We start from the raw sequence: 24,410 nt of genomic DNA, 5'->3' as shown, positions 1-24,410 counted from the left end.
AATCTGTAAAATTATAAATGCTCATAGGGTTAAGATAAATTTGTTTATACGCTAACGCTATGAAAAATTATTTGTTTGCACTTTTAGTTTGCGTTTTGGCAAATTCAGCTATTGCACAGTTGGATACTGCTCAGCAAATTGTTCCTGGCCGGGTTAATTCGCGTAGGCAGCAGCAAAAGCCCTATGTCATCTTGATCTCGGCAGATGGCTTTAGGTATGATTATGCTGAACGATACCAGGCCAAGCATCTGCTTGAATTAAGTAAGGGCGGTATTTCTGCAAAATATTTAATCCCTGCGTTTCCGTCGGTAACTTTTCCTAATCATTATACTTTGGTCACAGGGCTTTATCCCGCGCATCACGGTATAATAGCCAATGATTTTTATGATCCCGGTACCGAATCCTATTACTGGCATAAAGGCAAATCCGCCGGCGAAACCCAATGGTATGGTGGCACCCCGTTGTGGACACTGGCTGAGCAGCAGCACATGCTATCTGCCTGTTTTTATTGGGTTGGTGGCGAGGCCAGAGAAAAAGGTTTCGGCCCCACATATTTCTATCATTACAACGAGGCCATTAACATGCCCAGCCGTTTACAAGTGGTGAAAAATTGGTTGGACTTACCACCAGAAAGGCGTCCGCATTTAATAACGTTCTATTTTCCGCAGGTTGATCAGAAGGGGCACAAATATGGTCCGGACGCTTCTGAAACCATAGCCGCTGTTCGCCTGATAGACTCGGCCGTATATGCCATGACCCAGCTGGTTAAGGCATCCAGAGTAAAGAATGTCAATTTTATTCTGGTGTCAGACCACGGGATGGCCAAGATTAAAAATGATTCGCCGCTGAGTATTCCGGCATCGATAGACACCAGTAAATTTATTGTTTCTGGCGAGGGAACAATATTGGAAGTTTATGCCAAGAAAGGACAAGATCGGTATATAAACAGCACCTACCGCACTTTACACAAGGAAGCGCATAATTATAAGGTATATTTAAAAAGTAATTTACCTGCCAGTAAACATTATACGGCTAAAGACGATCGTTATCACCGCATTGGCGATATTGTTATAACACCCAATTATCCCTACGCGTTTAAAATGCCGCAGTATAAATATATTGACCCCGGTGCACACGGCTATGACCCGGGTCTGGTTAAAGATATGAACGCTATTTTCTACGCCTGGGGCCCACAGTTTAAAAAACGATTGGTAATACCGCCATTTGAAAATGTGAATGTTTACCCGGTTGTAGCAAAATTGCTCGGTTTAAAAGTTACAGAGAAGATTGACGGCACATTGGCTGTAGCTCATAAAATACTAAAGCAATAGCGCTTATAAGCGATTAAACCAGCCCTTTTTCCAGAATACATATACTTGCACCAACGCAATAGCAAACATTAGTACTAATGCGTAAACATAGCCATGCGGCCAGTAAAGCTCGGGCATGTTATCTGGGATGGTGCGACCATGTTCATCTTGGTGAGAGAAGTTCATGCCGTAAATACCCGCGATAAACGTAAGGGGGATGAAAATTACCGAAATGATGGTGAGCACCTTCATAATCTCGTTCATGCGGTTGCTTACCATGCTCAAATAAAGGTCTATCACGCTGGAAGTTATCTCTTTATAGCTCTCAATCAAATCCATAATCTGGATACAATGATCGTAAGCATCGCGTAGGTAATTTTTAACCTCGGGAGTAATGAGTGGACTGTCTGAACGGATCATGTCGTTCACCTTATCGCGCTCTGGCCAGGCCACGCGACGCATCATAATTAATGAGCGCTTAAGGTGCTGCGCGTTATACATAATGGTTTTATCGGCCTTGTCATACAGTTTATCTTCCAGCTCGTCCAAACTGTCGCCAATGTGGGCCAGTTTAACAAAATATTGGTCAATAATGGTATCAGTTAAGGCATAAAGCATATAAGCAGGGCCGGCCGTTCTAATGGCGCCCTTGCCGGCATTGAGCCTGGTTTTGATTACGTCAAAGCGGTCTGAATAATCATCTTCAAAAGTAATGATGAGATCTTTTTTAACGATGGCAGAAAACTGACTGTTTACAATCTCATTTTCTTTGTTGATGAAGATGATGCGGCTCACCGCAAACACGTATTCATCATATTCCTCAAATTTTGGCCGTTGGTGGTTGCTGCTAATATCCTCCAGTACCAGCGTGTCAACGTTAAGGTGGGTGCCAATCTCTTCAATTAGCTGCAGATCGCCCAGTCCGTTTATTTTGATCCAATGGCAGTGGCATTTGCATTCCTCAAACTGCTTTAATATAACGGCCAGGTCATGCCCTTCGGCACATTGTACTTCGTGCTCGTTGTAAGAAAAAACGGAAATCTTGGGTTTCAACGCATCATCGGCAATACGAATCATGCCGGGTGCATCGCCCACTTCGCCCAGGCGTTTGTTTACTTTAAATCTTAAACGGGGTATTGAGGGAATAGTCATTACAGGTAGTTTAACGTTTGCGGCCCCTGGTTAAACAGCAGGTCCACAATGCTCAGGTTTTTCATAAACCCTTTTCTTTCTTCAAAAACCTGAAAATAGGGTTTTTGTTCATAAGCTATTTCCTTTTTAGCACTAAAAGTCATGCGGTAATCGGCCATGTCAGGGTAGTCGCGCTCGTAAGTTTCTGTCAGGCTGATGTTGGTTTTCATCTTCGTCATGCCGATGATCATGTTGAGTAATTGCTCATTATAATCAAACAGGAATTCAAATTTTTCTTCATAAAAGCGCACGAAATCAGCCTCATAATATTCAAAATAAGCCGAGCGGCGGTAACATCCCTGCAGGCTCATCCAATGCAAGCGCTGCCAGTTAAAATCATAACTGATGCGCACGTCTTTCATTTGTGTATGTACTTTGGAGCCCTTGATAACCGGTACAACCAGCGAAAGCAGGCCGTCGGGCGAGTAGATATGTGCGCGGTTGCGATAGGTTTGCTTAATGAGGTGTTCGTCTTTCTCTATCAATATATTGTTGCGATGCTGATATAGCAGGCTAAAATATTGAACGGGAGGAAGATAAAACATGGGGAATACGGCGCCGTTTTCTGTCATTATATTATTACTTTTGCAGCTAAAAATTCTGCGAAATTAATGATAATAAAAGGGCTTTCAAGAATAGGCGTGTTCTTTTTGTACTTGCTATCGTTGCTGCCCTTCTGGTTTTTATATCTGTTGTCAGATGTTTTGTACTTTGTGATCTACTACCTCACCGGTTATCGCAAAAAAGTAGTGCGCGAAAATCTGCGTAACTCATTCCCCGAAAAAACTGATGCCGAGCGCCGCGCCATTGAGCGTAAGTTTTATAGCTATCTGTGTGATCTGATGCTGGAAACTATTAAAATGCTTACCATTAGCAAAAAGCAGGTACTTAAAAGAATGGCACTTCAATCTGCCCAAACTGATATTGAGATAAATAAAATTATTGCCACAGGCCGGCCAATAATTGGTGCCGTTGGCCACTATGGCAATTGGGAACTGGCGGCCTTGCGTTTTAGTTTTTATACTGATGTTGAGCGGGTTATCGTGTATAAGCCGCTCAGAAATGAAACGTACGAAAAACTCTTTAAACACATGCGCCAGCGTTTTGGAGCCACCCTGGTAGCTATGAAAGATATTTTGCGCAAACTGATTGAATTGCGCGGCAAACAGACCTTTACCATGCTGGTATCAGACCAGACGCCGATACAGGAGTCTGTACAATATTTTACAGAATTTTTGAACCAGCCTACTGCCGTTTTTATGGGGGTGGAAAAGCTGGCTAAAAGCACCAACGCCGTTGTGGTATTTTGCGATGTACGCTGCGTTAAGCGGGGATATTATACCTTCAGTTTTGCCTTGCTGGAAGATGAGCCGAAAAACGCAGAACCGCATGCTATTACTAACAAACATGTGGCGTATCTGGAAAATATGATTAAACTTGCGCCACAATATTGGTTATGGTCTCACCGCAGATGGAAATTTAAGCCGAAGGCAATTTAAGATGAACAACACTCCTAAAGTTGCCATTGTTATTTTGAATTGGAACGGCCTGAAATATCTGCAGCAGTTCCTGCCATCTGTTATGACTACCACCTGGTCCAACCTGGAGATAGTAGTAGGAGATAACGCTTCTACCGATGATTCGGTAGTTTTTCTTAAAAGCCAGTATCCGCAAATTAAGATCGTTCAGAACGATGCCAACTATGGTTTTACCGGTGGTTATAATCGTGTGCTGCAACATGTCGAAGCTGATTATCTGATCCTCTTAAACTCAGATATTGAGGTAACGCCCAATTGGATTGAGCCCGTTATAGAAATGATGGAGGCCGATGATACCATTGCAGCAGCTGCACCTAAGATCAAAGCGTATCATCAAAAAACACATTTTGAACACGCCGGTGCTGCTGGTGGCTTTATTGACAGTTATGGCTATCCTTTTTGCCGCGGACGGATTTTCTATGAGGTGGAGGAGGACAAGGGGCAATACAATCAATCGGGCGAGGTATTTTGGGCTACCGGTGCTGCGCTGTTCATTAAAAAAGAATGCTGGGATGCTGCGGGCGGTTTTGACGAGCGCTTTTTTGCCCACATGGAGGAGATTGACCTGTGCTGGCGCTTAAAAAACATGAACTACCGTATCATGTACTGCGCTGAGTCTGAGGTTTACCACGTTGGCGGCGGAACGCTGGATAAAGAGAATCCGTTTAAAACCTATCTCAACTTCAGGAACAACCTGTTGCTGCTCAAAAAGAACTTGCCATGGGGACGCTCTGTGGTAACTATCAGCGTGCGTTTCTGGCTGGATCTGCTGGCCATTATGCGTTTCATGGGCGAGGGCAAGCGTAAAGATGCCTGGGCTGTGAGCCGTGCACACCAGAATTTTGTGCGCAATATGTTTAAGCGCGAGCAATCATTAAAAAACAAGCACGGCGTTATTCCGCATCACTCTACGTTGTTTGGTATGTACAAGCACAATATTGTGTGGGAGTTTTTTGTGAAGAAGAAAAAAGCTTTTACCGATCTGCAACAGGACGATTTTTACCGATAGTTATTTCTTATCGTTAGTCTTTTCGTCGTCCTTCTTTTCGTTGGGCAGATGGATAGCTACTTCTTTCGGCGTATAAGGCAATCCTATGCCTTCTTTACGTAGCGTAGCATAAATATCAGCCAGTACCTGGCTTTTCAGTCTTTCCCAATTACCAATTTCATCGGCCCAGAACGATACTTTAAACTCAATAGAGCTTTCGCTCAGGTTTTGCAGCAGTACAGATGGCGGCGGGGTGCTCATAATATCTTCCCGGTCTTTTAGTACATCTCTTAGCAATTGTTCTACCTGTTTAATATCAGAACCATAGGCTACACTGATTTTAAGCGTCACCTGGCGGTTGCTATCACTCAACGTCCAGTTGATCACGTGGTTAGAGATCAGATCGCCGTTAGGAACAATCAATTCTGCGCCATTGCCTATTACTATGCGGCTGGAACGGATACCAATCTCTTTGATGGTGCCCGATTTATTGTCAACCTCAATTACATCACCAATTTGTACCGGTCGTTCAAATGCCAGGATCAAGCCTGAAACCAGGTTGTTTACGATGTTCTGCAAACCGAAACCTATGCCCACGCCAAACGCACTAATGATGATGGTCACTTTATCTAAAGGAACACCAGAGGCTGCTACAGCCAGCAAAAAGCCAATAGCAAAAACGGCAATTTTTACCACCAGGATTGAGGTGCGTGTTTTCTTCTTAAATAAAGGCGCCGAGCGATGCTGATCGGCAAAATCATAGATATAGCTAATGAGGCGTGCCACAATTGACGATAGCCAGATCACCGCTACAAAAATGATCACGCTGCCAAAGGTAAAGGTGCCTGTACCGCCAACGGTGTGCGAAGTGGTTAACACCTCACTTATCCAATCAAACACGCCATCCTCAATACTCAGGTTTTGTGCAAGCATGATAAGCCATACTATAGTGGCACCGAAACTAAGGATGCGGCGCAGTTTTTTCTGTAATACACTAAAGTCAATATAAGAGTTAATGCCCTGGTCTGACTTATTGGCCTCTAATTGCAGGAAAAGGCTTTCCATCAGGATTTGTACTACCATGTACAGTCCTAAGCCCAGCCATAGGTTATATACCGCCGTAAAGCCGATGATCTTAGCCAGGCTGAACCGGCCGAATACGTTAAGCACGAAAGAGATGGCTTGCAGGATGATAAACACACGGATAATGAACCGGCTGTGCGGCAGGAAATCATCGCTGCCCTGCAATTTTTTTTGTAATTGAATGGCCATTGCAGCAGTCAGGCCGGCCAATATTAATATTACCACCCGATCTGCCTCTGATGCTTTTACAAACAGGTTACTGGCGCTATAAAACAAAGTGAGAACAAATAGTTGCAGCAGGAAGATGAATACCGGTCGCTCTTGCGTCTTTTTAACCAGGTAAAGCACGGTAATAAACATCAACAGGGCAAACACCTCAATAAACACCACTGGTGGGTAATTGTAAAAGTTTGGTGCAACAGCGGTTACCAATAAAAAGGCCGAAACAAACGGGTACTTGGCCAGGTAAGTGGTCTGGCTTAAAATCTCATGCGGGCGCTCTTTGTATAACAATATCTTTCGGCGATTGTACCCCACCCAAGCCAGAAATAAGACAAAAAGCAGGCCGGCGCAAACATGCAATACCACGTCACGCGTAATCATAATGCTGAACAGCTTGCCGTTCATGGTGAGTGACCGGTTGAAGGCGTCTTTAAATGTGGCCGTTTTATTGGTTGGGGCTTGCCAGATGTAACCCGCCTCGCAGGAGAGCGCGCGGTCGCCAAAAACACGGATCTTTTGATCTATCTGGTCGGTTTGATCTAATACGGAGATGTAAGCTGAGGTAACCCTGTTTTGCAGTAGGCCAACTTTGGTGAGTAATAACTTATCTAACGAGTCAAGCTTGTGCCATTTGCGGTAGATAGTAATTTTTTGCTGCATAAAGGTTTTTACCATCGAGGTATCAGATGGTAATACGCGCAGCATAGAGTCTTTGTGCATCTGCGATAGATCGCTTTGTGATTGAACCAGCTTTTCATTCAGGTCACTCAGCTGGTCTTGCCAGCCGTCAAGCTGTTCTTCGCTGCGGTCAAGTAGGTCGCGGATGGTGTAGAGGTAGCGTAGGGTACTGGATTGATCGTCGTTGATCAATTTTTTTACCAGCTGTACGCGCTTTTCAATCTTAGGCAATTGCGTGCTGATCTCTACTGTATCGATATCACGCCCCAGGTTGTTTTTTATCTGGTTGAATGACGCGTTGTAATATTCAACCTTTTGCAGATAATCGTTAATAGAGGTATCAGAGCGCTTAAAAGTGCGCATCATCGAGTCGCGACGTAAGATAGAGCGCCGCAACGAATCGCGTTTGTTTGATTTACGGTGCGAGTGCTGGGCGTTTGCGTTGGGCAGTGCACACACCAATAGCAGGGCAAACGCCGCTAAATACTTTAAACAACTTTTTGCCTCACGCATCATCTGCTGAAAATGATTTTATTGCTGAACCGGTGCAGTGAAACTTTCTATAGCCAGGCGATACCCATCTAATCCGAAACCTACAATGATACCTTTACAAACTGCCGAAAGGTAGGAGTGGTGCCTAAAAGCTTCGCGTTTATGCACGTTAGAAATATGCACCTCAACCACCGGTGTATTGATGGCCGAAATAGCATCGGCAATGGCAACCGAAGTGTGGGTGTAAGCACCTGCGTTCAAAATGATGGCATCATAATCAAAACCCACTTCGTGCAGTTTGTCAATTAGTTCGCCTTCTTTATTGCTCTGAAAATAGCTGATCTCATAACTCGGATAACGATGTTTCAGGCTATCCAGGTAGGTATTGAAGTCGCTGTCGCCGTATATCGATTTTTCCCGAACTCCAAGCAGGTTAAGGTTGGGGCCGTTAATAATTTGTATCTTCATCACGTCAAACTTAGTAAAAATATCAATTGGACTGGCGTTCGGCTAAAAAAGGATTTCAATCTTATTTGCGACTGGAAAAGTCGCTCTCCGATAATTCTATTCAAGCCTACGGCAGGGATGTCGATAAACTAACACAATTTGCAGAAGCAAAGTTTGCCCCGCTTAAGCCAGACACAATTACTTTAACGGATCTGCGCGATTTTATTGTGGAGATAGGCGATGTAGTGCCCACCTCGCAAGCGCGCATCATCTCGGGGATCAAGGCATTCTTCAAATACCTTTTACTGGAAGATATCATCCAAACCGATCCGGCTGAGTTGCTGGAAGCGCCCAAAACACGCCGGAAACTGCCGGACGTGCTCACCATTGAGGATATCAACAACCTCATTGCCGCCATTGATCTTTCCAAACCAGAGGGCCCGCGTAATAAAGCCATGCTGGAGGTGATTTATAGCTGCGGACTGCGGGTGTCTGAACTTATCGGACTTAAAATATCTAACCTTTATCTGGATATCGACTTTATAAAGGTAACCGGAAAAGGCAATAAAGAACGCTTGGTGCCCATTGGTAATGAAGCCAAAAAAGCATTAGATATCTGGCTGAATCAGGTGCGCGTGCACGTAGAGGTTAAAAAAGGCGAGGAGGACTATGTTTTCCTAAACCGCCGCGGCGCACATTTAACCCGTGAGATGATGTTTATTATCATCAAGCAGCTGGCAGCGTTGATTGGGCTGAAGAAGAATATTAGTCCGCACACTTTCAGGCATTCCTTTGCTTCTCATTTGATTGAAGGCGGTGCCGATCTGCGAGCCGTACAGGAGATGCTGGGGCACGAAAGTATTACCACTACGGAAATCTATACCCACTTAGACCGCGAATACCTGCGCAGCACCATCATAGAGTTTCACCCCCGTAGTTGAGCTTTGGTCATGCGATCACGGTCGGTTAAATCTTTTCTTAACTCGCTATTTATAAATTGATTATTATTAATGAGATCAATGGTTTGTTCGCCATAGTTTTCATTGATTTCAAAGAAAAGATATCCGTTAGAATTTAGTTTTTTCGCGGCAAACTGGGTGATAGCACGATAAAAGATCAATGGATCATCCTGCGGAACAAATAAAGCGGTATGCGGCTCAAAGTCGGTTACGTTGCGGTGCATTTGTTCCTTGTCTTCCAAAGTAACATATGGCGGGTTGCTGACGATGATATCAAACTGAGGCAGCTGCTCTGCTGGATTAAGGATGTCATCAAATATGAAATGAACTTCCGCTTCATTCAGCACCGCATTTTGCTTAGCGATATTCAGCGCTGCCGCTGATACATCCATCGCATAAACCTGAACGTTTGGTAAATGCTTTTTGAGGGCGATAGCAATGCAGCCACTGCCGGCGCCAATATCAAGGATGGTTTTAACCGGTGTTTGTTTAGTTGTATCTAAGATCCATTGAACCAGCTCTTCAGTTTCAGGTCGGGGAATCAACACCGCCGGACTAACCTTAAATGGCAAACCATAAAATTCAGTTTCGCCGAGGATGTATTGAGCAGGTTCGCCCGTTTCTAAGCGAGATAAGATATCGGTTAGTTGCAGGCCGATGCTTTCTGGTATCTCCAGCTCTGGGAATGCTTTTAGTTTGGCTTTATTAGTTTGAATTAACTCGCTCAAAACTAATGAGGTTATAGCGTCTGTCTCATCTGTGGCGTAAAGTTCTGATAAACGCGCTTTAAACTCAGCAAATACATCCTTAACTGTTTTCATGCAACAAAGAAACAGAAAAGCTACTTTTGCAGCATGCCATTGCACCAAAAATATATGCAGCGTTGCCTTGAACTGGCCAGTCTGGGAATCGGGCACGTGAGTCCGAACCCTATGGTAGGCGCCGTTATTGTTCATAATGATAGCATTATTGGTGAGGGCTATCATCGCCAGTACGGTCAGGCACACGCGGAGGTGAACGCGGTAAACGATGCGTTGCATAAACACTCCAACGCTGCCGAGCTTTTGGCAGACGCAACCATTTATGTATCGTTAGAGCCTTGCGCACATTACGGTAAAACGCCGCCCTGTGCAGATCTGATCATTAAGCATCGTATCCCGAGGGTAGTAGTAGGCTGCCGCGATCCTTTCCCGGCGGTGGATGGCAAGGGGATAGAAAAATTGCAAGCGGCAGGAGTAGAGGTGACTTTGGGTGTATTAGAGCAGGAATGTTTGCACCTTAATCGTCGTTTCTTTACCCGGGTGCAGCAACATCGGCCTTATATCATCTTAAAATGGGCCCAAACCAAGGATGGTTTTTTTGCTCCGGAAGATGGCTCGCAATTCTGGATAACCGGGCCTGAAGCCAAACATTTGGTGCACAAATGGCGTAGTGAGGAAGATGCCATATTGGTAGGCAAAAACACTGTGTTTGCAGACAACCCCCAGCTATCTACCCGTAATTGGCCCGGCCGTTCACCTAAACGCGTGGTTATTGACCGTCGGCTCGAGCTTCCTGAAACCATGAATGTGTTTGATAATTCGGTAGAAACGTTCATTTTTAACGAAGTGAAGTTTGACTTTGTCGGCAAAAACAAATACATAGCGCTGGAGGATTTTAACTATTTTGTGCCGCAGTATATCCTGTACCAACTGTATTTGCAGGATGTGCAGTCGGTAATTATAGAAGGCGGCGCTGCAACCTTGAAAACTTTTATCGATGCCGGTTTGTGGGACGAAGCGCGTGTTTTTACCGGTGATAAAGTTTTAAATATGGGCATACAATCGCCTTTTATAAAAGGAGTTATGGTATCTCAATCAACCATTGGTTCAGATACGTTAAACATCTACCATAAAGAAAATTAATGATCTATATACTTCTTAGCGCCTGTTTCAGCGTAGCGGTTTCGGTACTGCTTAAGCTGGCCAAACGGTATAGCATAGATGTATTTCAGGCCATCACCTGGAATTACTCTATTGCCATTGTGCTAACCTGGCTGTTCTTCAGGCCGCAGGTAAGGCACCTGGAACAACTCCCGCTGGATATTTATACACCGTTAGCAGTTTTGCTGCCGGCTTTGTTTTTTATCATCGCACTTTCAGTACGCACGGCTGGCATTGTACGTACAGATGTTGCCCAGCGTTTAGAGCTGTTTATTCCGGTCTTGGCTTCATTCGTTATCTTTCATGAATCGCTCAGTGCTTATAAGGCAATTGGTTTAGCTACAGGTTTTGCCGCAATCCTTTGCGCTATTCCGTGGCAAAAACAGCGTGGCTTCCGTGCTGCCGGTGCAGGCTCAGCCTGGATTTATTTGCTTATTGTATTTGTGGGGATGGGCGTAATTGATATCCTGCTGAAAAAAGTAGCAGCTTACCAGGGCGTGTCATTTACCTCGTCGCTCATTGTCATTTATACCATGGCCTTTGCATTGTCGCTGATTGTGATGATGGTTATGATCTTCGCCGGGAAGCTGCAATTTACATTACGGCATATTTTTTTCGGCTGGATATTAGGGATAGCCAATTTTGCTAATATCTATTTTTATCTCAAGGCCCATCAGGCTATCGCCACTAATCCTTCCACGGTTTTCTCCACCATGAATATTACGGTGATTGCACTGGGCGCAATTGTTGGTTTGGTGATATTTAAAGAGAAGTTGAGCACGCTCAATAAAGTAGGGCTAGGACTGGCTGTTTTGGCTATCATCATTAATTTCATGCTGGCCAAATAATGCTTTTTGACGATACCTATCTTACCATATCCTGCGCCGCCGAAGGCTTGTTTCGTGATCGCGGAAGCAAGTTTCTGGCCTATGCCTATCCCATCCGCAGCGAGCAGGAGATTAAGCCCATCATCGCGCAGCTAAAAGCAGAACATCCCAAAGCGGTTCATCATTGCTGGGCCATGCGGCTGAGTCCGGACAGATCTGTGTTTCGGGTTAATGACGATGGCGAACCATCAGGCACAGCCGGTCGGCCAATCCTTAATGTGCTGCTTTCTAAAAACTTGACTAACATTTTGGTTGTGGTTGTGCGTTATTTCGGCGGGACCTTGCTAGGCGTACCGGGATTGATCAATGCCTATAAAACAGCAACGGAAGAAGCGCTTAACCAAACCAAAGCAGTTGAGCAGACGGTAAAAGATGTATACAAGATCAGTTTTGATTACCTGCAGATGAACGATGTAATGAAGGTGATTAAAGACGATCAGATCAACGTGATGGAGCAGCAGTTTGATAATAATTGTGTGGTTACCATTGCCATCCGTAAGGCTGATCTGAATAGGGTTATTGGCAAGCTGGAAGGAATCTCTGCAGTTAAGACCCATTACCTTTACACTGCGTAACAACTTTACATCCTGATTTTCTGTGTAAAACGCCTTAGTTTTAGTAATGCTTTTATAGGAGTGAGCCGGCTCGCTGGTTGTTTATTCTGCTACTTTTTTGTACCTCTTTTTTGCTCATTTTTTGGCGCATTTTTGCGTACTTTGCCGCCATATGCAATCTTTTGAAATCAACAAGGAAGACTTGCTCAAGCTGCATGCAGCGTTGGAGCATGGTGATGATGAATTGCACGAGTTTCTGCAGGAGTATCACGCCTCTGAGATTGCTATTTTATTTGAAAAGCTCGATGTAGCAGATCGCGAGCGTATCATTAATATCCTCCCTGCCGATGTTGCCTCGGAAGTTATTGCCGAGATGGACGAGGAACATAATCCCGGCGAACTTTTGGCTGGTCTTGATCCGGAAAAACGCTCAGAGATTATCGATGAGCTGGATTATGACGATGCTACCGACATTATCTCTCAAATGGATGAAGAAGACCAGCAGGAGATTCTGGAGGAAATGGATGAGGAGGATGCCAGCAACATCCGTGCGCTACTAACCTACGAGGAAGATACTGCGGGTGGTTTGATGGACACCGATCTGATCAAGGTGAACATCAGGCTGAATAAAAAAGATGCGCTGGACGAGATTATCCGTCAATCTGAAGAGATGGAGGAGTTTTATACCATCTACGCTGTTGATGATACCGATATGCTGCTGGGTATAGTATCTGTAAAGGATATTATTAAGGCCCGTGCCAATGCCATGGTAGCTGAGCTGATCAATACGGATTTTGTTTATGTAAAGGCCGATCTTGACCAGGAGGAAGTAGCCCGTCTTATCTCGCAATATAACCTAACCAGCATCCCGGTTGTAAATAACGATATGCGACTGCTTGGCCGCGTTACGGTTGATGATATCATCGACGTAATGGAGCAGGAAAATACCGAGGACATTCTGAAAATCTCGGGTGTATCTGAAGACGAAGAACTGAGTGGTAACTGGAAAGATGCCGTAAAAAGCCGTTTACCGTGGTTGATCATCAACCTTGCCACTGCATTTCTGGCGGCCTCTATCATTCGCGGTTTTGATGCTATTGTGGTTAAGCTGGCAGTCATATCTGCTTATATGACTATTATTGCCGGTATGGGTGGCAACACGGCTACACAGGCGCTGGCCGTAACGGTACGCCGTATCTCACTGAGTAATCTGAGCGATAAACAGGCTTATAACACGGTTTTAAAAGAGATATTGGTAGGTTTGATTAATGGCGCGGCCAATGGTTTGATTGTGTTTTTTGTGGCCATGTTTTATGACCAGAACCCCAAATTGGGCTTGGTACTGTTCCTTGCCATGACCGGCAATCTGGTTGTAGCTGGGCTTACTGGCGCCGGTATTCCGCTTATTTTAAAACGTGTAGGAATAGATCCGGCTGTAGCTTCATCCATCATAATCACTACTTTTACTGATTGTATAGGATTTTTCTTGCCACTTTATTTGGCAAGCAAGCTTTTATTATAATATTTGACGCCTTGAAACATTTTGATATGACGGAAGTAAGAAACGACTGGACTAAAGAGGAAATTGCCGAAATATACAACAGACCGCTGCTGGACCTGATCTACGAAGCGGCCACTATACATCGCGAAAATAAAGACTACGCCGAAGTACAGATCAGCTCGCTGATCTCTATTAAAACCGGCGGCTGTCCCGAAGATTGTGCTTATTGTCCGCAAGCGGCGCGTTACAGCACAGGCGTAAACGTGCATGGCATGTTGCCTAAAGAAGAAGTGGTAGCTGCTGCTCAGAAAGCTAAAGCAGGTGGTGCATCTCGTCTTTGTATGGGTGCCGCCTGGCGCGAAGTGCGCGATAATCGCGATTTTGATAAGGTAATTGAAATGGTGCAGGCCGTAAACGAGCTGGATATGGAAGTTTGCTGTACCCTGGGTATGCTTACCGAGAGCCAGGCTGAGCGTTTAGCTGATGCCGGTTTATACGCCTACAACCACAACCTGGATACATCTGAAGAAGATTATAAACGTATCATCAGCACCCGTACTTATGACGAGCGCTTGCAGACTTTAGAGAACGTGCGTAAAGCAAAGATTACCGTGTGCAGTGGTGGTATCATCGGGCTGGGAGAGAAGGTGGAAGACCGCATTTCTATGCTGAAAACCCTTTCTAATCTGCCGCAGCACCCGGAGTCAGTGCCAATCAATGCGTTGGTGCCGGTAAAAGGTACGCCATTGGCAGATCAGGCTAAGGTTGATATATGGGATATGGTGCGCATGATTGCTACTGCCCGTATCATTATGCCTAAAACAGTAGTAAGACTATCAGCTGGCCGTACAGAGATGAGCGTGATTGAACAATCGCTGTGCTTTATGGCTGGGGCTAACTCTATTTTTGCCGGTGAGAAATTGCTGACTACGCCAAACCCATCTTTTGATGAGGATATGGCCATGTTCCAGTTGTTGGGACTGAAACCACGCGAGGCTTTCAAAAACGGCCGCCCAAAAGGTGCTGTTAAGAAGGAAGTTGCTGCGGAGTAAGATTACTCATTTGTCAGAAATGACAACTATTGAATAATAGAAGTGCCCGCTTAGAGCGGGCATTTTTATTATTCATAAATCCAAATAGAGCAATTAACCCAGCAAGGTTGCTTTGGTAGCATCTAATATCTTAAATGCGCCGCCGGTATCTGGTGCTTCTGCATATACGCGTAACACCGGCTCGGTACCAGAAGGCCGTACCATTACCCATGAGTTTTCATCGAAGTGGAATTTGTAGCCGTCCATATCATCGGTGCTGGTAATTTTGTAGTCGCCAAATTGTTTGTAGTGGCCGGCTTTGCAGTTGGCAATAATTTGTTGTTTTTGTTCGTCGGTTACATGCAAGTCGTAACGTTCAACGGCAAATGCGCCTACCAGGTCGTAGATTTCCAGCACCAGGTCGCTCAGCGGGCGACCAGTTTTGGCCATAAACTCCCAAAGGGTGAGGCCGATCCAGATGCCATCGCGTTCAGGTAGATAGCCAGCAATGGCCAATCCGCCAGATTCTTCGCCACCCACCAGGAAAGGTTTGTCTGAATTGACAATCAAATCGCAAATGTATTTAAAGCCAATTTTAGTAACGGTGTTGTGCAAGCCATAAACATCGCACAGTTTCTGTATTTTACTGGTGCAGGAGAAGGTGGAGTAAACCTCGCCCTTCTGACCTTTCACCTTGTACAGGTAATGGATGAGCAGCAGCAGAATATGGTGTGAGTCTACAAACTTGCCAGTCTCATCATACAGGCCAATTCGGTCGGCATCGCCGTCAGTAACCAGTCCCGAGGCAATTTCACCTTCCGATATTTTGATCAGGTCTTCAAACTCCTGCAGGTTGCGTTGAATAGGCTCGGGCGCTTGTCCGTCAAAGCCAGGGTTATGATCGCAGTGAAGGAAGGTGATGTCGGGCAATAACCGGCGCATTACGTTCTGTCCGGCGCCATACATGGCATCATAGGCCCAATCTTGTCCGCAGGTGCGGATGGTCTCGAGGTCAAAGTTATTCTCTACGTGGGCCACATACAGATCTTCGAGATCAACTAATTCCATCAATCCGTTTTTCTGATAATCAGCAATAGACTTTAGCTGCAGGTCGAGCTTATCCGGAATCTGTTTTTCTACTTTTTCAATATCCTCAGGTGTAGCAGGGCCGCCGTAGGAGGCCTTGATCTTATAACCACTATATTCAGGTGGGTTATGGCTGGCTGTGATAATGATACCGGCTGATGCTTTATAATGCACGGTTGCCAAAGAGATCATCGGGGTTGAAACAAAGGTATTTTCGGCCCGGTAAACTTTAACACCTTGCGATGCCAGTACGGTTGCAGTAGTATCGGCAAACAGTGGCCCGCCAAAGCGAGGATCACAACCGACGACTGCTGCAGGGTTTTCAAAATTCTCTTTCAGCCATATAGCGGTGGAATAGGCAACACGCTTTACATTTTCAACGGTAAAGTCGTCTGCAATAACGGCTCTCCAGCCATCGGTACCAAATTTAATTTTAATCATCAGAGAGTGAGCTATATTGTTTTTTTAACCCTATTTTTGCGCCTCGAAAAAGCTTACACAAGAAGATAAATATTTGTTTTAACAGGGATAATGTCTTAAAGTTTCAGCCTTAATATAAGGTATGTTAAAAGTTTAGATGTTTTTGCCCCAATCCTTTTGATAGTCAATATGTTCAACAGCGGTATTGTTAGCCGTTTCAGTCAACTAGAAACGCCTTTTTATTATTATGATCTTGGTTTGCTGCGTCAAACCCTTCAGGCTTGCCAAACAGCGGCCAATCGTTATGGATACCATGTGCACTATGCCATGAAGGCCAATTTTAACGAGAAGGTGGTTAGCACCATTCAGTCTTTTGATTTTGGTGCCGATTGCGTAAGCGGTGGCGAAGTGAAAGCAGCCATTCATACTGGTTTTGATAAAAATAAGATTGTGTTTGCCGGTGTCGGTAAATCTGATAAAGAGATCAACACCGCGTTGGATGCCGATATCTTCTGCTTTAACGTAGAATCTGTACAAGAGCTGGAGGTAATTAACGAGTTAGCGGCGGCTAAAGGCAAAACGGCGCGTGTGGCTATCCGCATTAATCCTAATGTTGATGCTTATACGCACCATAACATTACTACCGGCCTGGAAGAAAACAAGTTTGGTATTAATACCTGGCAACTGGATGATGTAGTTGCTGCATTAGGTAAACTCCCCAATATCCAGTTCCTGGGTGTTCACTTCCACGTAGGTTCGCAAATTACTAACCTGGAAGTATTTAAAAACCTGTGTGCCCGTGTTAACGAGCTGGCACAATGGTTTGAAGATAAAGGCCTGGAAATAAAAGTGCTTAACGTAGGCGGTGGTTTAGGTGTAGATTACTATCAGCCCGATACCAATAACGTGGCTGATTTTGAAGCTTATTTTAAAGTATTTGCCGATAACCTGAAGGTAGTCGAAGGTCAGGAAGTACATTTTGAACTAGGCAGAGCGCTGGTAGCACAAAGTGCTGCGCTGGTATCGCGCGTGTTGTATGTAAAAAATGGTCAGAAAAAGAATTTCCTGATCCTTGATGCGGGTATGACTGAGCTGATGCGCCCTATGCTTTATCAGGCTTATCATGAGATTGAGAACCTGAGCAAAGCATCCGAAGGATCGCATATTAAATATGATGTAGTGGGCCCAATCTGCGAGAGTACCGATTGTTTCAGGAAAGATGTAGAATTACCAGAGTCATTCCGTGGCGATTTGATTAGTATCCGCACGGCTGGCGCTTATGGTGAGGTAATGGCATCGGGCTATAACCTGCGTGATAAAATTCAAAGTGTCTATTCAGAATAGTCAATCGAATATAGATCCAAAAAAGAAAAGGCCGTCTGAGATTCTCAAACGGCCTTTCTTGCTTTTATATAGCGAGATATTACATTTTTTTCGCAGTATCAGCTTTAGCGGCTTTAGCAGCAGCAGTGTCAGCTTTAGCAGCAGCGGTATCAGCTTTAGCAGCAGCAGTGTCAGCTTTAACAGCAGCAGAGTCAGCAGCTTTAGCGGCAGTATCTGCAGCTGAACCTTTACCTGAACCACCACAAGCAGCAATTGTCATAGAAAGAGCCAGAGCTACAAAGCCGAATTTGAATGCATTTTTCATTTTGTTTCTTTTTTAGTTAAGTGTGAAAGTTTAGTCTTAATACTTGCTTTTTTAAAAGGTAACCCGGCATCCTTTAAAAAAAATAAAAGTTATTTAACACGCATTTAAAGAAGGAAACCGCAAAGGGCTGTAAAACAGAAAACCCCGGATAAACCGGGGCTTTCAAATAATTTACTTCTAGAGAAGAAGAATTACATTTTTTTCGCAGTGTCAGCTTTAGCTTTTGCAGTATCAGCTTTAGCAGCAGCAGTGTCAGCTTTAGCAGCAGCTGAATCAGCTTTAGCAGTGTCAACTTTAGCAGAGTCAGCTTTAGCTGAATCAGCAGCAGAACCTTTACCTGAACCTGAACAAGCAGCGATAGTTAAAGAAGCGAACAGAGCTAAAAAGCCGAATTTGAATGCGTTTTTCATTTTTTAATTTTTTTAAGTGTGATTAATATTTAGCCTTAATACCGGCAAATATAGAAAGGTAACCCAACTTTTTTAAAAAGTTTTTCGATTTGTATCAAAAACGTTAAAAAATTAACAAATCAAGGTTTTTGAGTCACCGTTTTCTTAACCACAGTGGTCTTAGTAACGGTTTTTTTTAAGGTGTCTGGCTTACCGGAGGTGGGCACTTTGCTGGTGTCCGGATTTAAAGTGTTGGTATCACGGGCTACCATGGTGTCTGTTTTAACAGTTGTATCGGTGGTGCTTCGGGTTGTGGATTCTACATTACTAGAATCTGTTGTACTTTTGTTGCCGTTGCCATTGCAGGCACATAGCGCCGCCGATAATGCCAGCGCAATGCTCATGGTTTTAAATGCGTTTTTCATAGTGATGTTAATTTAAAGTTCATGTTAGCTGCAACCAATAATTGTGCCGATGTGGTTTTAACTATAAAATATACAGCTAGTTACGGTTGTTTTAGTGTACAGGTTGATCATTATTGTAGCTGCATTGTTAACTAATATTTGTTGTTCTGACGTAAAAGCCGGCGGCCGATTTAATTTTTTTTGTTATTTATGGGTTACAATTTTTAGTAAAAAGTATTAAGGGTGAGTAAAGAGGTAAACAGTTCTGTGCCAACAGATAGCGAGGTGATACTCGGGATATTGAATAATTCTGATACAGTGCTCAGACGGCTGTATGTCGCTTACTTTCCGATGGTGCTCCAATTGATCGTTAATAATAACGGCACTGCCGACGACGCAAAGGACATTTATCAGGAGGCAATTATTGTTCTTTATAATAAGGTGAAAGCCGGCAATTTTGAGCTGAGCAGCAAACTGAAAACTTTTATTTATTCGGTTTGTCGCCGGTTGTGGCTCAAAAGGCTGGCACAGATGAGCCGCTACGGCGGTGATGTTCATGACTTTCAGGATTTTTTACCTGCGGAGGAAGAAGATATCGATCAACACAGCGAGCGCGATATACAGTTTGGCAGAATGAAAAATTCATTGGCTTTGCTGGGCGAGCCTTGCAAAACTATTATAGAAGACTTTTATATAAACGACAGATCTATGCAGGAGATCTGTGAGAAATTTGGATATACCAATGCGGATAACGCCAAAACTCAAAAATACAAATGCCTGCAAAGGCTGAAGAAATTGTTCTTTCAGCAGAAATAGAATAAAAGAGATGATGACAAACAATCAGTTGACCGAGGCTATTGAACGCTACCTGAGCGGCCAGATGGATAAGGAAGAACTTGCCCGCTTTGATGAATTGCGCCGCGAGGATGCTGATATAGACATGAAAATTGCCGAGCATCAGCAGTTTTTGGGCATACTGAAACAATACCGCGAGCGTGTTGAACTGGTAGACCGCCTGAATGCCATTCATGCCGAGATTGATGTACATGAGCTGGTAGAGGAGATGACTTCGCATCCATCATGGGTGGTGCGCATGTGGCGTCAGCACCATTCAAAGATCTCGGTAGCTGCGTCTATCGCTATTTTTGCCATGCTGGCAACTATGTTCTTTACAGGTTACTTTGGTGGTCAGCCTAAATATCGCGAGCTGCGCGAAGAGATTGGACGCGTTAAGCAATCAACTGCACAACTGAACTTAAAAACCAACGCGCTGCAACGACAAATTAATGGCAGCCCTAAAAAACACATGCTGCCGGGCAACTATAAAGGTTCTGGCTTTGCGCTATCAAGCGACGGTTATATTGTAACTAACTACCACGTAATTGGCAGCCGTTATGACTCAGTTTATGTGCAAACTGCTTCAGGTGATTCATATCGCGTAAAAGTGGTTTATACCGAACCGCAATATGATGTGGCCATCCTGAAAATTGATGATAGCTCATTTAAAGGTTTGCCTGCGCTGCCTTACAGCTTCAAAAAATCAAAATCAGATCTGGGCGAGCGTGTTTATACCATCGGTTACTCAGAAGGTGATTCGCCGGTTGTTGATCAGGGTTACCTGAGCTCGGCCAACGGCTACCAGGGCGATTCTGCCGCTTATCGCGTGTCTATCCCGGTTAACCCAGGTAATAGTGGTGGTCCGCTGGTTAATAGCAAGGGTAGCATCATCGGTATCGTATCAGGTAAACAAACCCAGACAGAAGGCGCATCATACGCCGTTAAAACCGGCTATCTGTACAAAGCCTTGCAAAATGTACCGCAAGATTCATTGAGCGATAAGGTGACTATGAGTAACAAAAATACCCTATCAAACCTGAACCGCGTTCAGCAAATCAAAAAGCTGCAGAACTATGTGTTTATGGTGAGGGTTTATTAAGAGATTTCTTTTATAAATGAGAAAAGGCGCCAATTGGCGCCTTTTCTCATTTATAATCCATGTCATTTTGACCAACGGGAGAAATCTTATCAAGGCGATAAGCCGATTGATGGGATATCGCATGTACAAGATTTCTCTTGCGCGCTTACGCTCCAGCCCCCGCTCGTGCTCATCGAAATGACATCGGGGTGAGGTAAGACTAAACCTACCTATCCACTTCCCCTAATACAAAATCAATCGAACCAATAATAGCAATCAAATCCGCTATCATTACATTCTTTGATATGGCGGGTAGAACAGACAAGTTACAGAAGCTTGGCCCGCGTGATTTTACGCGGAACGGTATTTCCGTATCGCGGCCTTCTTCATTTTTCTGGTGCATAAAATAGAAGCCCAGTTCGCCCTTGGCACCTTCGCCGCGTACATAATAGTCCTGCGGTTTTGGCACGAGCTTTTTAGGCATCTTGGCGCGAGGGTCAAAATCAGGTGTGCGTTTTAGTTCCTTCTGCAAACGGTCAAGACATTGCTCTACAATGTGGACCGATTGTTCTATTTCTTCTACGCGTACTTTGTATCGGTCCCAGCAATCGCCCAGGGCACCCATTTCCCCTTTGCCTATCGGTACATCAAACTCCAGTTCAGGGTAAACTGAATAACCATCAATGCGGCGCAAATCCCACTTTAGGCCAGAGCCACGTAGCATTGGACCGGAGCAACCGTAGTTAATGGCAACGTCCATTGGCAACACGCCTACATTGGCGGTACGCTTGATAAATATCTCGTTATTGGTGAGTAGGCCGTTCAGCTCCACCATTTTGGGTTTGAAGTAATCTATAAACTCGCGACAGCGTTCTTCAAAGCCTACCGGTAAATCATAAAATAGGCCGCCCACCCAGATGTAATTATACAGCATACGTGAGCCCGATGCCCATTCCAGCATCCCCATAATATGTTCACGATCACGGAAACACCATAGGAACGGCGTAAACGCACCGATATCAATACCATAAGTACCAATAGCTATCAGGTGCGATGCTATACGGTTCAGCTCGCAAACCAGCACGCGGATGTATTCAATACGTTTCGGAATCTCCTTATCAATACCCAACATCTTTTCTACACCCATTACCCAAATGTGGCTGTTATTCATGGAGGCCAGGTAATCCAGGCGATCTGTAAACGGAATGGTTTGCTGATAGGTGAGTGATTCTGCGTGTTTTTCAAAACAGCGGTGCAGGTACCCAATATGCGGGATCACTTCTTTTACAATCTCACCGTCGGTAATTAGTTCCAGGCGCAACACACCATGGGTAGAAGGGTGTTGCGGACCCATATTCAGTACCATGTCTTCGGTACTGGCGGCTGCAATCTTTTCGGTATAGCGGCGCAGCGCTTCTTCGTATATGGAGGTTGTGGCGTTCAAATTCTGCAGTAAATAAAAAAGCGGCAATTGCCAACGCAATCACCGCCCGAATTTAAAATTTATTCTTTATATGCGTGGTTGCTTAATATTTATTTGTCATTTTACTGATATTAGTAGCTACCCAGGCATAGCTATACATGGCTAAAGCCTTAGGCGTACTATCGCGCTTCTTAAACGTCCACACATCTTTCATGAAATCTTTGTGGTTCTTGTTGTTCAGCGAGTCAAAAGCCACAGAAATGGTTGGTGTTAATGAGTAAGCCGTATGCCAGGTACCAAACGGGATAAACAAGGTTTCGCCCGGACCAACTACAAAACTGATAGGAGTGGCGTCTTTATATTTCGGATACTTTTCGTAATCTGGTTCAAAAATATTCAATTCAGAACGCCATGGATCATCCGGACGAGGATATAGCAAATGTTCCTGTCCGCGTGGGAAAACCGTAAAGCGTTTCTCGCCATACAATTGTGTAATCCAGGCATTCAGATGGTAATAATCTAAATGCAGGTAAGGAAATTTACCGCCCGGCCCGCCTACAAACATTTCTAGCACGGCACCCCATTTTCCAATTTTAAACATTTTGTTATCCAGCCAGTTAGGTTTAGAGTACTCAATGTCTGGTTTAATCAGCGGCAGTATTTCGGGCAGCGTTTCATTAATATTGAAGATGCAGGGATAAGGTGCCGGTTTCTCCTCAGTACTGGCTTCTACCATATCCATAATCTCTTTCATGGTATAGGTTTTGCCTTTTACCTCGGTAGTGCGATCGGCATAATTTTCGCGAAACCAATCGGGGGTAAATAAGCCTTTGGCTTTCCAGTCTTTAACAGCGTTTTTGAAAACAATGGGCACACCTGGTTTGTAGTGTTGCTCCATAAATTCTTCGTAAGAGATCTCGTCTCTTCTTATAATATCCATATTTATAATTGTGAGTTTAGGTTAAAATCACTTTATAAATATAAAGAAAAGTTATAGCAGGAAGCCGATTTTTAAATAAATGATAGAGAGACAGGGAGTATATTGAACCTGGATTGAACGAATTTTTAAGATTTATAGAAAGCTCGTTATACGTTGGTATGAGTCTTTTGTCGTTCTCATAAAGTATCCTGTAAATCCTAAAAATTCGTTTAATCCTGGTTCTTCAATCTATCTTAATTCCCTTGTAATATTCGGCGTTGTGGTAGTCTTTACGCAAAGGATAGCCTTCCCAATCATCAGGTAGCAATAGTTTGCGCAGGTCTGGGTGACCTTCAAAATAAATACCTATCAGCTCAAAAGCTTCACGCTCGTGCCAATCGGCCGCACCATAAACAGAGGTAATGCTGGGGAAATGCGGTAGAGTAGTCAGATCCCGGCCATGTTCTTTAGAAATTTTTAAAGTTAACTGCGTTTGAAAGGGGATAGAAGCCAGGTGATAAACCACCCCAAAACGACCGGCGGTTACGCCGTAATCTACCCCGGTTAAACTGCTCAGAAAATCGAAATACGTTGCCGGGTTATCGCGCAACTCCAGGCAAACTTCACCGATGCGCTCAGGAGCTATCAGCAGGGCAGGCTGCAGGCCGCCGATTTCTTCGCCAACAACCACATCTTCGCCAAACTTGGCAGTAAGCAGTGCTTTAATTTCTTCCAGACTCATGGTGCCAGGCGTACTATTTTCCAATTTTTGTTATCTACCTTTTTATAAACAATCCTGTCGTGCAGGCGACTGGTACGGCCTTGCCAAAACTCAATATGACGCGGTTTTAAAACATAACCACCCCAGTGCGATGGTTTGGGTACAGTTTGTCCTTCCAGTTCTTTTTCAACCTCTTGCCAGTGTTGCTCTAATTCCTCCCGACCTTCAATCTCCCGGCTTTGTGGCGATACCACGGCACCAATCTGGCTGCCAAACGGACGGGTGTGAAAGTAAGCTTCAGATTTCTCTTTGCTCACTTTTTCAATAGTGCCCTCTATGCGTACCTGGCGCTCTACATCGCCCCAAAAGAATACCAATGCACCCAATGGGTTCTTGGCTAATTCTTTGCCCTTGCGGCTCAGGTAATTGGTATAGAACACAAAACCTTCGTTATTAAACCCCTTCAGCAATACCACACGTGCAGACGGGCGGCCGTCGGTTGTTGCGGTAGCCAGCGTCATGGCGTTGGGCTCGTGTACGCCGGCGGCAATGGCCTGGTTAAACCATTTATTAAACTGATCTATAGGGTTGGCAGCTACATCGGCTTCTAATAAAGACGATGACTGGTAATCTTGCCTCAGTTTTTGTATATCTTGCTCGTTCATTTGTGCAAACATACAAA

Annotated in this window: 25 protein-coding genes; 12 read left to right on the top strand and 13 right to left on the bottom strand. The window is 44.4% G+C overall.

Annotation, left to right across the window (positions count from 1 at the left end; genetic code table 11):
• Window positions 1–95: 95 nt before the first annotated feature.
• Window positions 96–1,331 carry an ectonucleotide pyrophosphatase/phosphodiesterase gene (locus tag ABZR88_RS10255; protein WP_211309818.1) on the top strand — a complete coding sequence of 412 codons (1,236 nt, stop codon included), beginning with the start codon at window positions 96–98 and terminating at the stop codon, window positions 1,329–1,331.
• 3 nt (window positions 1,332–1,334) lie between these two features.
• Here the strand turns inward: ABZR88_RS10255 and corA are convergent, their stop codons facing one another.
• Entirely contained in the window at window positions 1,335–2,462 is a 1,128-nt protein-coding gene (gene corA / locus ABZR88_RS10250; RefSeq protein WP_107828882.1) for a magnesium/cobalt transporter CorA, read from the bottom strand.
• Window positions 2,462–3,073, bottom strand: coding sequence for a WbqC family protein (locus tag ABZR88_RS10245; RefSeq protein WP_107828881.1), 612 nt, complete (start codon window positions 3,071–3,073; stop codon window positions 2,462–2,464). Before ABZR88_RS10245 ends, corA begins: the two co-directional genes overlap by 1 nt.
• A gap of 39 nt (window positions 3,074–3,112) precedes the next feature.
• Here ABZR88_RS10245 and ABZR88_RS10240 point away from each other — a divergent pair, with 39 nt between their 5' ends.
• Entirely contained in the window at window positions 3,113–4,000 is an 888-nt protein-coding gene (locus ABZR88_RS10240) for a lysophospholipid acyltransferase family protein (RefSeq protein WP_107828880.1), read from the top strand.
• Between the two features lies 1 nt (window position 4,001).
• Window positions 4,002–5,048, top strand: coding sequence for a glycosyltransferase family 2 protein (locus ABZR88_RS10235; protein WP_107828879.1), 1,047 nt, complete (start codon window positions 4,002–4,004; stop codon window positions 5,046–5,048).
• Here the strand turns inward: ABZR88_RS10235 and ABZR88_RS10230 are convergent, their stop codons facing one another.
• Entirely contained in the window at window positions 5,049–7,526 is a 2,478-nt protein-coding gene (locus tag ABZR88_RS10230) for a mechanosensitive ion channel family protein (protein WP_107828878.1), read from the bottom strand. It abuts the gene before it with no gap.
• A 15-nt stretch (window positions 7,527–7,541) separates the two neighbouring features.
• Window positions 7,542–7,970, bottom strand: coding sequence for a type II 3-dehydroquinate dehydratase (gene aroQ, locus ABZR88_RS10225; RefSeq protein ID WP_211309817.1), 429 nt, complete (start codon window positions 7,968–7,970; stop codon window positions 7,542–7,544).
• Window positions 7,971–7,996: 26 nt separating this feature from the next.
• Here aroQ and xerD point away from each other — a divergent pair, with 26 nt between their 5' ends.
• Window positions 7,997–8,890 carry a site-specific tyrosine recombinase XerD gene (xerD, locus tag ABZR88_RS10220; RefSeq protein WP_107828876.1) on the top strand — a complete coding sequence of 298 codons (894 nt, stop codon included), beginning with the start codon at window positions 7,997–7,999 and terminating at the stop codon, window positions 8,888–8,890.
• Here the strand turns inward: xerD and prmC are convergent.
• Window positions 8,875–9,729 (bottom strand): peptide chain release factor N(5)-glutamine methyltransferase, encoded by an 855-nt coding sequence (gene prmC / locus ABZR88_RS10215; RefSeq protein WP_170113613.1) that lies wholly within the window; start codon window positions 9,727–9,729, stop codon window positions 8,875–8,877. The genes xerD and prmC overlap by 16 nt on opposite strands.
• 33 nt (window positions 9,730–9,762) lie before the next feature.
• On the opposite strand from prmC, the gene ribD reads away from it, so the two are divergent.
• From ribD to bioB, 5 genes are all read left to right on the top strand, one after another.
• The gene (gene ribD / locus ABZR88_RS10210) at window positions 9,763–10,812 is read left to right on the top strand and encodes a bifunctional diaminohydroxyphosphoribosylaminopyrimidine deaminase/5-amino-6-(5-phosphoribosylamino)uracil reductase RibD (RefSeq protein WP_107828874.1); all 1,050 of its coding nucleotides are present in this window, start codon (window positions 9,763–9,765) and stop codon (window positions 10,810–10,812) included.
• Window positions 10,812–11,678 carry a DMT family transporter gene (locus ABZR88_RS10205; RefSeq protein ID WP_107828873.1) on the top strand — a complete coding sequence of 289 codons (867 nt, stop codon included), beginning with the start codon at window positions 10,812–10,814 and terminating at the stop codon, window positions 11,676–11,678. The genes ribD and ABZR88_RS10205 overlap by 1 nt, the downstream gene beginning before the upstream one ends.
• Complete coding sequence (locus ABZR88_RS10200; protein ID WP_211309816.1) at window positions 11,678–12,292, top strand: YigZ family protein; 615 nt, start codon at window positions 11,678–11,680, stop codon at window positions 12,290–12,292. Before ABZR88_RS10205 ends, ABZR88_RS10200 begins: the two co-directional genes overlap by 1 nt.
• Window positions 12,293–12,443: 151 nt before the next feature.
• Window positions 12,444–13,793: a magnesium transporter gene (mgtE, locus tag ABZR88_RS10195; RefSeq protein WP_107828871.1), complete on the top strand. Its 1,350-nt coding sequence runs from the start codon at window positions 12,444–12,446 to the stop codon at window positions 13,791–13,793.
• Window positions 13,794–13,819: 26 nt separating this feature from the next.
• Window positions 13,820–14,824, top strand: coding sequence for a biotin synthase BioB (gene bioB, locus ABZR88_RS10190; RefSeq protein WP_107828870.1), 1,005 nt, complete (start codon window positions 13,820–13,822; stop codon window positions 14,822–14,824).
• A 93-nt stretch (window positions 14,825–14,917) separates the two neighbouring features.
• Here the strand turns inward: bioB and ABZR88_RS10185 are convergent, their stop codons facing one another.
• Window positions 14,918–16,330 carry a phosphoglucosamine mutase gene (locus ABZR88_RS10185; RefSeq protein ID WP_107828869.1) on the bottom strand — a complete coding sequence of 471 codons (1,413 nt, stop codon included), beginning with the start codon at window positions 16,328–16,330 and terminating at the stop codon, window positions 14,918–14,920.
• A 168-nt stretch (window positions 16,331–16,498) separates the two neighbouring features.
• Between ABZR88_RS10185 and lysA the strand changes: the two genes are divergently transcribed.
• Window positions 16,499–17,653 (top strand): diaminopimelate decarboxylase, encoded by a 1,155-nt coding sequence (gene lysA / locus ABZR88_RS10180; protein WP_107828868.1) that lies wholly within the window; start codon window positions 16,499–16,501, stop codon window positions 17,651–17,653.
• Between the two features lie 79 nt (window positions 17,654–17,732).
• Here the strand turns inward: lysA and ABZR88_RS10175 are convergent, their stop codons facing one another.
• The 3 genes from ABZR88_RS10175 to ABZR88_RS10165 form a co-directional block, all read right to left on the bottom strand.
• On the bottom strand, window positions 17,733–17,957 hold the full coding sequence (locus ABZR88_RS10175) for a hypothetical protein (RefSeq protein WP_107828867.1): 225 nt from the start codon (window positions 17,955–17,957) through the stop codon (window positions 17,733–17,735).
• 191 nt (window positions 17,958–18,148) lie between these two features.
• Window positions 18,149–18,367: a hypothetical protein gene (locus tag ABZR88_RS10170; protein WP_107828866.1), complete on the bottom strand. Its 219-nt coding sequence runs from the start codon at window positions 18,365–18,367 to the stop codon at window positions 18,149–18,151.
• Between the two features lie 119 nt (window positions 18,368–18,486).
• Window positions 18,487–18,771: a hypothetical protein gene (locus ABZR88_RS10165; protein ID WP_107828865.1), complete on the bottom strand. Its 285-nt coding sequence runs from the start codon at window positions 18,769–18,771 to the stop codon at window positions 18,487–18,489.
• A 222-nt stretch (window positions 18,772–18,993) separates the two neighbouring features.
• On the opposite strand from ABZR88_RS10165, the gene ABZR88_RS10160 reads away from it, so the two are divergent.
• Both ABZR88_RS10160 and ABZR88_RS10155 read left to right on the top strand, forming a co-directional pair.
• Window positions 18,994–19,566 carry an RNA polymerase sigma factor gene (locus tag ABZR88_RS10160; RefSeq protein WP_107828864.1) on the top strand — a complete coding sequence of 191 codons (573 nt, stop codon included), beginning with the start codon at window positions 18,994–18,996 and terminating at the stop codon, window positions 19,564–19,566.
• Between the two features lie 10 nt (window positions 19,567–19,576).
• On the top strand, window positions 19,577–20,686 hold the full coding sequence (locus tag ABZR88_RS10155) for a S1C family serine protease (RefSeq protein ID WP_245917051.1): 1,110 nt from the start codon (window positions 19,577–19,579) through the stop codon (window positions 20,684–20,686).
• Between the two features lie 205 nt (window positions 20,687–20,891).
• Here ABZR88_RS10155 and ABZR88_RS10150 read toward each other — a convergent pair whose 3' ends face one another.
• From ABZR88_RS10150 to pdxH, 4 genes are all read right to left on the bottom strand, one after another.
• The gene (locus ABZR88_RS10150; RefSeq protein ID WP_245917057.1) at window positions 20,892–22,031 is read right to left on the bottom strand and encodes an NADH-quinone oxidoreductase subunit D; all 1,140 of its coding nucleotides are present in this window, start codon (window positions 22,029–22,031) and stop codon (window positions 20,892–20,894) included.
• Window positions 22,032–22,191: 160 nt separating this feature from the next.
• Window positions 22,192–23,028: a cupin-like domain-containing protein gene (locus ABZR88_RS10145; RefSeq protein WP_107828862.1), complete on the bottom strand. Its 837-nt coding sequence runs from the start codon at window positions 23,026–23,028 to the stop codon at window positions 22,192–22,194.
• A gap of 223 nt (window positions 23,029–23,251) precedes the next feature.
• Complete coding sequence (locus ABZR88_RS10140; protein WP_107828861.1) at window positions 23,252–23,749, bottom strand: NADH-quinone oxidoreductase subunit C; 498 nt, start codon at window positions 23,747–23,749, stop codon at window positions 23,252–23,254.
• Window positions 23,746–24,393, bottom strand: a complete 648-nt coding sequence (gene pdxH / locus ABZR88_RS10135) for a pyridoxamine 5'-phosphate oxidase (RefSeq protein WP_107829008.1) — start codon at window positions 24,391–24,393, stop codon at window positions 23,746–23,748. Before pdxH ends, ABZR88_RS10140 begins: the two co-directional genes overlap by 4 nt.
• Window positions 24,394–24,410: the final 17 nt, after the last annotated feature.

Origin of the sequence: Mucilaginibacter yixingensis, assembly GCF_041080815.1 — a bacterium.
Taxonomy (GTDB): Bacteria; Bacteroidota; Bacteroidia; order Sphingobacteriales; family Sphingobacteriaceae; genus Mucilaginibacter; species Mucilaginibacter yixingensis.
This window is presented reverse-complemented; position numbering and strand designations above follow the sequence as displayed.

What these genes read in the sequence shown, in the direction of transcription:
- corA (WP_107828882.1), bottom strand. Translation starts at nt 2,462, where the DNA reads ATGACTATTCCCTCAATACCCCGTTTAAGATTTAAAGTAAACAAACGC.
- ABZR88_RS10245 (WP_107828881.1), bottom strand. Translation starts at nt 3,073, where the DNA reads ATGACAGAAAACGGCGCCGTATTCCCCATGTTTTATCTTCCTCCCGTT.
- ABZR88_RS10240 (WP_107828880.1), top strand. Translation starts at nt 3,113, where the DNA reads ATGATAATAAAAGGGCTTTCAAGAATAGGCGTGTTCTTTTTGTACTTG.
- ABZR88_RS10235 (WP_107828879.1), top strand. Translation starts at nt 4,002, where the DNA reads ATGAACAACACTCCTAAAGTTGCCATTGTTATTTTGAATTGGAACGGC.
- ABZR88_RS10230 (WP_107828878.1), bottom strand. Translation starts at nt 7,526, where the DNA reads ATGATGCGTGAGGCAAAAAGTTGTTTAAAGTATTTAGCGGCGTTTGCC.
- aroQ (WP_211309817.1), bottom strand. Translation starts at nt 7,970, where the DNA reads ATGAAGATACAAATTATTAACGGCCCCAACCTTAACCTGCTTGGAGTT.
- prmC (WP_170113613.1), bottom strand. Translation starts at nt 9,729, where the DNA reads ATGAAAACAGTTAAGGATGTATTTGCTGAGTTTAAAGCGCGTTTATCA.
- ribD (WP_107828874.1), top strand. Translation starts at nt 9,763, where the DNA reads ATGCCATTGCACCAAAAATATATGCAGCGTTGCCTTGAACTGGCCAGT.
- ABZR88_RS10205 (WP_107828873.1), top strand. Translation starts at nt 10,812, where the DNA reads ATGATCTATATACTTCTTAGCGCCTGTTTCAGCGTAGCGGTTTCGGTA.
- ABZR88_RS10200 (WP_211309816.1), top strand. Translation starts at nt 11,678, where the DNA reads ATGCTTTTTGACGATACCTATCTTACCATATCCTGCGCCGCCGAAGGC.
- mgtE (WP_107828871.1), top strand. Translation starts at nt 12,444, where the DNA reads ATGCAATCTTTTGAAATCAACAAGGAAGACTTGCTCAAGCTGCATGCA.
- bioB (WP_107828870.1), top strand. Translation starts at nt 13,820, where the DNA reads ATGACGGAAGTAAGAAACGACTGGACTAAAGAGGAAATTGCCGAAATA.
- ABZR88_RS10185 (WP_107828869.1), bottom strand. Translation starts at nt 16,330, where the DNA reads ATGATTAAAATTAAATTTGGTACCGATGGCTGGAGAGCCGTTATTGCA.
- lysA (WP_107828868.1), top strand. Translation starts at nt 16,499, where the DNA reads ATGTTCAACAGCGGTATTGTTAGCCGTTTCAGTCAACTAGAAACGCCT.
- ABZR88_RS10175 (WP_107828867.1), bottom strand. Translation starts at nt 17,957, where the DNA reads ATGAAAAATGCATTCAAATTCGGCTTTGTAGCTCTGGCTCTTTCTATG.
- ABZR88_RS10170 (WP_107828866.1), bottom strand. Translation starts at nt 18,367, where the DNA reads ATGAAAAACGCATTCAAATTCGGCTTTTTAGCTCTGTTCGCTTCTTTA.
- ABZR88_RS10165 (WP_107828865.1), bottom strand. Translation starts at nt 18,771, where the DNA reads ATGAAAAACGCATTTAAAACCATGAGCATTGCGCTGGCATTATCGGCG.
- ABZR88_RS10155 (WP_245917051.1), top strand. Translation starts at nt 19,577, where the DNA reads ATGATGACAAACAATCAGTTGACCGAGGCTATTGAACGCTACCTGAGC.
- ABZR88_RS10150 (WP_245917057.1), bottom strand. Translation starts at nt 22,031, where the DNA reads ATGGTACTGAATATGGGTCCGCAACACCCTTCTACCCATGGTGTGTTG.
- ABZR88_RS10145 (WP_107828862.1), bottom strand. Translation starts at nt 23,028, where the DNA reads ATGGATATTATAAGAAGAGACGAGATCTCTTACGAAGAATTTATGGAG.
- ABZR88_RS10140 (WP_107828861.1), bottom strand. Translation starts at nt 23,749, where the DNA reads ATGAGTCTGGAAGAAATTAAAGCACTGCTTACTGCCAAGTTTGGCGAA.
- pdxH (WP_107829008.1), bottom strand. Translation starts at nt 24,393, where the DNA reads ATGAACGAGCAAGATATACAAAAACTGAGGCAAGATTACCAGTCATCG.